This is a genomic window from Oligella sp. HMSC05A10 (assembly GCF_001808335.1).
Taxonomy (GTDB): domain Bacteria; phylum Pseudomonadota; class Gammaproteobacteria; order Burkholderiales; family Burkholderiaceae_B; genus Oligella; species Oligella urethralis.
The window spans coordinates 1-7042 of sequence record NZ_KV792970.1; the positions used below are offsets into that span (position 1 = coordinate 1).

Consider the following 7042-nt stretch of genomic DNA (forward strand, 5'->3'; position numbering starts at 1 on the left):
CGGTATTTAACTGCTTTTATGCAAAAGTCTCAAAGTCAACATGCAATTGGAAGCCGGCGCACTTACCCAGTAAAAACCTGCTCAAGTCTTAATTTGATATTAAGAAGAAAAATTTTCAGACAAGCATGCTATGAGATTTTTTGTAGCTTTAAGTACTTTTTATGAAATAAAGATGCTTTTCTTTTAATGGGATAGTTGTCATTAGAAATAGAATAGCTAGCTTTGGGGAGGATGGTTAATAACCACCTCTCATTATTATCAAAAAAGGCAAATCGAATTTTATCTGGAACGGCGATAAGTAGATTTCTAAGCATCCCTTGTGCATATATCGCTGACAGTTCTAATGAATCGATGATCTTTAAATGATGATCGACATAATAAATATAAAGCGCCTCCTCAAAAGGGTTATCTTCTGTGATCAATAAAAGGTAATGATTGCCCACACGATATTGAGCCTCTAATACTGCGCCACTTAGTGATAATCTTTTTTTAACTGTTTATGCTCAAGCAGCAGTGTTGGGGTTTGTCGATAACTTTTATTACATCGGCGCTTTGAAACTCATTAATCGCTTTAATGCTCATTAGAAAAGCCATCCAAAGGTGAGATCTGCACCAAGCGCACCTAGAGCACCTCCTATGAATACACCTAAGGTGACATAAGCGGGCGCAGCTGGACCGCACGCAAGTCCTACAGCACCGCCTGGGAGGGTTTTCTAGCCTCATCATCTTGATGTATACAGAGCGCCCTCTTTTTATGTTGAAATGAAGATTTAAACATCTAACTGCTTCTGAACCTTCTCCTTGACCATATCAAGAAAGCACGGTACATCATCAAAATATATGTCGGGGTCGAAAGTTTTGTAAAAAGCCTCCTCTAAACATCCAGCATACTTTAATTCAAAATCAGCTATTTCATGCATTAATTGATGCAAGCCCTCAATAGGGGTACGAGTAACAAAAATTTCAACAACATCTTCTATATTAGTAGTTATGAATATAATGTCGAAATCAAGATTTAAATAACCACCAACTAATTCGTCAAGTCTAGGATAATCTTCATGCATGTAAATATAACTTACCGTTTTATAAAAACAATTTTAATTTTTACATTCTAGGTTTTTGGAAAAGAAGTAAGAATATAATATCTCTTTCCGTTAATGTTCGTTTTAACCAACACCACTCTCAAGCTAGAGGTATTAATAAGCTCTTCAGAACCCCTCTTAATAAACCCACCCACTCTATAATTTGCATTATAGTTAAATCGGAGCACTTCTGAACTAGGCTGTTGACTCCATTGTTTAATTTTTGCTTTGTTTGCCTTTATCGCTTGAGATATAGCCTTTTCGGCTATATCTAAGTTAGTGAAAGAACTTACCCCTGTTTTTATTCGTGGGTCTGTCTTTAAGCGATACAATAATTCCTCTTTGGTCTTGCCCACATGTTGCGCAATGGTATGCCCTCCCATAAGCTCGTGCTCACTCAACTTTATTCTACCGAAACGAATAGCCCTTACTCTGAAAGCACCAGCAATTCCTAGCGCTACAGAAACGCCAATGGGTACAGCGACCTCAATTGTTTTCGCTAAGTTGTGCGCTGTGTCGTCATCAGCACCCAGTTCCTTGGCAAGTATTGCTGCGGTCTTGTATGTAGAAGAATTTGTGTCAACTCCCGTCCAAAGTTGGTTTGCGCCAGTTGTAATAGTATCTAAACTATGAGCTGCTAGAGTAATACAAGCTTTACGAGCACGCACTCGACATAGCCCTACAGATCCTACAAGTTCTAGCGCACCAAATAGAAGGGAGCCAGCTCCCCACAACCTATTTGATATAGTTTCCCCCTCACTGACAGATTGGTCTGATAGAATTGCAGCCAACTGTACAGGAGTTAGCACTAATTGCAAACCTTCTTCACTTTGCATAAGATTTACCAGAGAGTATGAGTTTTGGATATTCCAAGAGAATCGGCAACGTAAGCAACTAACGCCAATAGATTACTCATACAAGGTGTCAACCTTATTACAAAACATTTTAATCAATCGAAACATCGGGTCCTCTCAAACACCTCAAAATATTTACTACTTTCATGTCTAAGCTTTAATCATGCTCTACAAAAGCACTACCACCAAATTTTCTTAAAGGCTAACAACAAACTGCATCAGTACTCCGCACTTTACTGAATTGAATAGTTAGACTAAGCAACGTGATTGCTAAGACCCACATGTGAGGTTTCCGGTCCTGCCAGAATTAGTAAACCGGCACGGTTTAGCGACTTTATGTATTGACCATGAAGGATATCAGACTAAAGGAAGATACATAACATTATTTACAGACTCACAAAACACCCCACAGCCGTCACAAACCTTTTTAACCTAAACAATCTAATCTTCAAACGCTTCTTGAGCTAGTAAGGCTACCAACTCTGAGGCAGGCATCTCCCGAATTGCCGCTAAACCAGCCCCCGACCAATAGGCACCATAACCCTCTTCACCCTGCTTTAAAGCAGCATCATTTAATTGCTTATTAACGTCATATAAAAAGGGATAAGCTGGACGGGTTAACCCCTCCTCTTGCTCCAGCTTCGCCCCTAAATCACTTAACTTCGTTCTAAGGCCGCGCGCTGGACGCCCCGAAATAGCCGCACTAACGACCGTTTCTGGTTGATTTTGCCGTGCCTGCGCGCTTAATTGACGTCTATAAGCCGTTGAAGCGGAGCTCTCCGGGCAAAGAATAAAGGCGGTACCTAACTGCACCGCATCCGCTCCATGTGCCATCATCGTGCGGATTTCGTGACCAGTCATTATCCCGCCGGCTGCAATGATTGGGGTACTGCACTCTTTTTTGAGCAATTGTAGTAGCTCCAGGGTAGCAATCACCGGCTCGTGGTTCGCATCAAAAATACCTCGATGACCACCTGCCTCATAGCCCTGAGCCACAATATAATCCACCCCTGCCGCTTCCAATTGCTTAGCATCATTCAAATCACAGGCGGTGGCAAAAATTGCTACCCCTTGTGCCCGCAGTTTGGCTAATACCGCAGTCGACGGTAAACCGAAATGAAAACTAACAATCTGCGGCGCGGCCTTTAACACTACCTCGAGACGCTCATCCTCTACCTGTTGCAAGCTTTGGTAAATCAATTCAAGTTGACTTGGAGGTTGAGCAGCAAACCCTTCAAATACAGGCGCTAATCGTTGCAGCCAAGCCTGATTGGCGCGCTCATCAATCAAGGCCTCTTGATGTGAAAAAAAATTAATATTGAGCAGTGGCCGCTTATCTTCTCCTGTCAAGTCCATATACTCACGGATCGTCTTCTCAAGCGTACTCGCACTCATCGCCCCACACCCCAAAGAGGGTAAAGCCCCCGCCCTTCTAACGCTCGCCGCTAACACGGGATTAGACACACCGGCCATGGGCGCTTGTATGATCGGATGAGTCAAAGCGAAGCGCTCACAAAAAGCATTATTCAGCATAAAATCCACCATCTCCTAACCAAACTTACGCTTACGTACACCAGCAATTGCTGCTTACACATTCACAATAAAAGTTATATAAACCCCATTGTACTTACAAAATCTGCCGATTCATTTCAAATTAATAATAGTCTCTAACTGCTGAATACTTTAAAGTAAAACTTCATGCTTATAAGAGAGAAAAAGGAGAAGTTCATGCTTCATTACGCCGTTGTGTTTTTAGTGATTGCCTTAATTGCAGCCGTTTTAGGCTTTGGCGGCATTGCAGGTACCGCCGCCGGCATTGCCAAAATACTATTCTTTGTATTTTTAATTATTGCTGTCTTGTCATTCGTGTTTGGTCGACGCTCCTGATGAGCATCGAATCTAAAGCCCTCTAAATTACGCAGTCTACTGATTTAGAGCTCTTTTTAGATAACAAATCGCCGCAGCTCTGCTGCGGCGATTTGCTTTATACAATTAACCTATCAGTGCGTTAGTTAATCAAGCCGCATAAGTTACGGCCACCGCCACCACCCAGTGGTAACGGATCATCACTGTAGTTATCACCGCCCACATGAATCATCATTGATAAGCCTTTAATTTCATTTAAATCAGTGATACGTGGCGCCACCACTGGATAGGTGATCGTACCGTCATCAGCAACATACAAGGCCGGTAAATCCCCCTTATGACCAGTAGTGTCCCAAGGTCCCTTATGCGCATTGGTGTTGTCTGGGTCCCAATGACCACCCGCCGCCCCCGCAGGCACTACCTTGCCGTCTTTTTCAGTCGCATCACACGAGCCCTTGGCATGAATATGAAAGCCTCGCACACCTGCTTCATCAAGACCCTTAATATCAGGCGTAAATTTAGCACCAAACTCTGTCATCGTGATGGTGACCGTGCCTGCTGACTCACCTGGTCCCTTGTCGGTTGCAAATTTCATATCAACCACAATTTCATCCGCAGCATAAGCGCTATTCATCAACGCGGCACATAAGGCAGCAAATAAAACTTTTTTCATCATGAAACTCCTTTCAAAATATCGCAATGCTTTCACTGAAAAATCATTACGCAAAAAACTCTGCTAAAAACAGCAAAGCTATCAAAAGCTTAACACGTTAACCGGTTCTTTTACATGCCAAAAGCTGCCGCAATCAACGCAATTGTTTTAAATTGTAAACACTGATAGCGACGCCTAGTATTAACACTGATAGCAACCGTTAGCGCTCCATCAGCCTAGGCAGATATGGTAAATATACAAGGCTATGTTTTAAGATTTTATCAACACCATGCCAAATCAATCCAATCTGCCCGACACCCAAGCCTCTTTATTAAGCGCTGAACAGCCAAAACAAGCACCCATTGGCATTATGGCCGCTTTAGAGCAAGAAATTGCTGCTATCTTAAAAAGCATGGAGCATCAGGTGACTATTCGTACCGTGGCAGATCGTCGCTACCACCTCGCCGAGCGCAACGGTCAACAGTATGTGATTGTGCTTTCCCGTATCGGCAAAGTCGCCGCCGCTGCCACCGTCACCACCTTGATTAATGTCTTCGGGGTCCAAAGCGTGCTGTTCACCGGGTTAGCAGGCGGTATTCATGCTGATGTCAAGGTCGGTGATATTGTCATTGCTCGCTCCGTGTATCAGTACGATTTAGACGCTAGTCCCCTTTTCCCTAAGTACAGTGTACCCTTACTAAATAAGACATTTTTTGATACTGATGAGGCACTCAACGATAAAATCGCAAAGGCCTGTAACGACTATTTAGCACAGGACTTTGCCACTGCTTTTGAGGGCAATAAGCGGCCACGCTTTTTCCAACGTGATATCCCTAAAGTACATCAAGGCTTGATAGGTAGCGGGGATGTCTTTGTCAATGCGCTGGAAAAGCAAAATCAAATAGCCGAACAAATGCCTAGTACGCTCTGTGTTGAAATGGAGGGAGCCGCAGTCGCCCAGGTTTGCTATGAATATGCAATCCCCTTTGCTATCTTCAGAATTATCAGCGACCGAGCGGACTCCAAGGCCGAGCTGGATTTTAATGAGTTTCTCAACGAAATCTCACCGCACTACGGCTCGGCAATTTTGACACGACTATTAGACCAACTAGCAAGTAGTTAAAGCCTAAACCTTTAGCTCTAAGCCCGCTTGCCAGAAGTCAATTTCCAAACGGGTGGCGTCGCGGAAAATCGCTTCAAGCTCCTTAAAGCGCTCCTCATCAACCCTTGCTAAGGCTTGATTTAACCATTCGATCTCAGCCTTGGCGGCCTCTTGGAATTCGTCGCTGATGTACATTTTTATCCACGGCAAATAAGGATTCGACTCATCCATCACGGTGAAGTCCTGCGCCGCTAGCCATTGACCAATTTCCGCATAACCGATCAGGCATGGCACCAAGGCCACATGTAAATCCAGTAAATTCCCCTGATTACCGGCGTCCAACACATAGCGCGTATAGGCCATGGTGGCACGTCCCTCAGGTAATACCTCTAACTCCGCTTCAGTAATGCCCCACTTAGCGCAATACTCGATATGCAGATCAAATTCAACATCCACAATGGCCATCAAACTCGCATAACTCTGGCGTAACTCACGTAGATTACGGCTTTTATAAACGGCAAGACCCCATGCGCGTGCAAAATGGACTAAAAACAAATAATCCTGCTTCAAATAATGCTTAAACGCTTCTTCAGGGAGTGTGGCTGCCCCCAACTGACGGACAAAGGCATGCTGAATATATTCCTGCCACTCCGCCGCACTACTCTGCTTTAAACGCTCTAAGGGTGTAAGATTTGAATTAGTCATACAATATCCTGGGTTTAAGGGTTACTCGAAAAAATACATGCTACAAACCATCAAGCTAAGGGTCTGTGCCATGCTTGAGTATAGCAGTAACGGTTTATTTAATATCAAGCTGAGGTGAGTTTTTGAAAGCGATGAAGAGAATTTATACCGCTGCCGCCATGCGCCTGGCAGAAAAACAAGCGGTCGAGCGCGGCACGAGCTATGAGCAACTGATGGAAAATGCCGGTCAAGCTGCAGCAGAGGATCTATTAGCGCGTCTCGCAGCAGCTAAATTAACACGCCCAGGCAGCGTGTTTATCCTGTGTGGTAAGGGAAATAACGGCGGTGATGGTCTTGTGATTGCCCGCGCACTTGCCACAGCAGGTCTTTGCGTAAAGATACTATTCGTCTTAGGTGAAGATTTATCACCTCTAGCCGAGCTTAATCTAAAGCGGCTAGCGGATTTATCTACTATCAAGTACCTCTCGATTGATGAGTTCAGCGCTGAGCTAATGAACGATAGCACGGCGTGGATCATTGACGGCGTATTTGGCACTGGATATAGCGGTGATTTACCGACATCGGTAGCGAGCGTGATGGCTGTGGCCAATCAAGCAACGGCTTATCGCATCGCGTTGGATGTACCAAGCGGTTTAAACTGTGATAGCGGTGTCATTGCCAAAGATAGCTTTAAAGCCGATCTCTGCTACACCTTTGGCGCTTATAAACCAGCCCATATGATGCCACAGGGCAAAGCCATGTGCGGGGAACTTGAGACCTTTGCAATAACCCCTCAAATTTC

General features: G+C 44.2%; 9 protein-coding genes. 3 read left to right on the forward strand and 6 right to left on the reverse strand.

Going from position 1 to position 7042, the window contains the following annotated elements; all coding sequences use genetic code 11:
• Nucleotides 1–128: 128 nt before the first annotated feature.
• The 4 genes from HMPREF3144_RS11280 to HMPREF3144_RS11295 all read right to left on the reverse strand — a co-directional run bounded on the left by HMPREF3144_RS11280 (nucleotide 129) and on the right by HMPREF3144_RS11295 (nucleotide 3481).
• The gene (locus HMPREF3144_RS11280; RefSeq protein WP_036557300.1) at nucleotides 129–443 is read right to left on the reverse strand and encodes a hypothetical protein; all 315 of its coding nucleotides are present in this window, start codon (nucleotides 441–443) and stop codon (nucleotides 129–131) included.
• Nucleotides 444–770: 327 nt separating this feature from the next.
• Nucleotides 771–1064 carry a contact-dependent growth inhibition system immunity protein gene (locus HMPREF3144_RS11285; RefSeq protein WP_018026509.1) on the reverse strand — a complete coding sequence of 98 codons (294 nt, stop codon included), beginning with the start codon at nucleotides 1062–1064 and terminating at the stop codon, nucleotides 771–773.
• Nucleotides 1065–1111: 47 nt separating this feature from the next.
• A complete protein-coding gene (locus HMPREF3144_RS11290) occupies nucleotides 1112–1918 on the reverse strand; it encodes an RNase A-like domain-containing protein (protein WP_036557298.1) in 807 nt (268 codons plus the stop codon).
• A gap of 459 nt (nucleotides 1919–2377) precedes the next feature.
• A complete protein-coding gene (locus HMPREF3144_RS11295; RefSeq protein ID WP_070477958.1) occupies nucleotides 2378–3481 on the reverse strand; it encodes an NAD(P)H-dependent flavin oxidoreductase in 1104 nt (367 codons plus the stop codon).
• A gap of 183 nt (nucleotides 3482–3664) precedes the next feature.
• Here HMPREF3144_RS11295 and HMPREF3144_RS11300 point away from each other — a divergent pair, with 183 nt between their 5' ends.
• Complete coding sequence (locus HMPREF3144_RS11300) at nucleotides 3665–3823, forward strand: DUF1328 domain-containing protein (RefSeq protein ID WP_018026506.1); 159 nt, start codon at nucleotides 3665–3667, stop codon at nucleotides 3821–3823.
• Between the two features lie 121 nt (nucleotides 3824–3944).
• Here the strand turns inward: HMPREF3144_RS11300 and sodC are convergent, their stop codons facing one another.
• Complete coding sequence (gene sodC, locus HMPREF3144_RS11305) at nucleotides 3945–4475, reverse strand: superoxide dismutase family protein (protein ID WP_070469875.1); 531 nt, start codon at nucleotides 4473–4475, stop codon at nucleotides 3945–3947.
• 268 nt (nucleotides 4476–4743) lie between these two features.
• On the opposite strand from sodC, the gene HMPREF3144_RS11310 reads away from it, so the two are divergent.
• A complete protein-coding gene (locus tag HMPREF3144_RS11310) occupies nucleotides 4744–5577 on the forward strand; it encodes a 5'-methylthioadenosine/adenosylhomocysteine nucleosidase (protein ID WP_070477960.1) in 834 nt (277 codons plus the stop codon).
• A gap of 3 nt (nucleotides 5578–5580) precedes the next feature.
• On the opposite strand, the gene tenA is transcribed toward HMPREF3144_RS11310, so the two are convergent.
• A complete protein-coding gene (gene tenA / locus HMPREF3144_RS11315; RefSeq protein WP_070477962.1) occupies nucleotides 5581–6261 on the reverse strand; it encodes a thiaminase II in 681 nt (226 codons plus the stop codon).
• Between the two features lie 131 nt (nucleotides 6262–6392).
• Here tenA and HMPREF3144_RS11320 point away from each other — a divergent pair.
• Nucleotides 6393–7042: NAD(P)H-hydrate epimerase (locus HMPREF3144_RS11320; RefSeq protein WP_070477964.1), on the forward strand; the 650-nt coding region annotated here is incomplete at its 3' end.

Coding starts and splice junctions, on each gene's coding strand:
- tenA (WP_070477962.1), bottom strand. CDS start 6,261: ATGACTAATTCAAATCTTACACCCTTAGAGCGTTTAAAGCAGAGTAGT.
- HMPREF3144_RS11285 (WP_018026509.1), bottom strand. CDS start 1,064: ATGCATGAAGATTATCCTAGACTTGACGAATTAGTTGGTGGTTATTTA.
- HMPREF3144_RS11310 (WP_070477960.1), top strand. CDS start 4,744: ATGCCAAATCAATCCAATCTGCCCGACACCCAAGCCTCTTTATTAAGC.
- sodC (WP_070469875.1), bottom strand. CDS start 4,475: ATGAAAAAAGTTTTATTTGCTGCCTTATGTGCCGCGTTGATGAATAGC.
- HMPREF3144_RS11300 (WP_018026506.1), top strand. CDS start 3,665: ATGCTTCATTACGCCGTTGTGTTTTTAGTGATTGCCTTAATTGCAGCC.
- HMPREF3144_RS11290 (WP_036557298.1), bottom strand. CDS start 1,918: ATGCAAAGTGAAGAAGGTTTGCAATTAGTGCTAACTCCTGTACAGTTG.
- HMPREF3144_RS11295 (WP_070477958.1), bottom strand. CDS start 3,481: ATGGTGGATTTTATGCTGAATAATGCTTTTTGTGAGCGCTTCGCTTTG.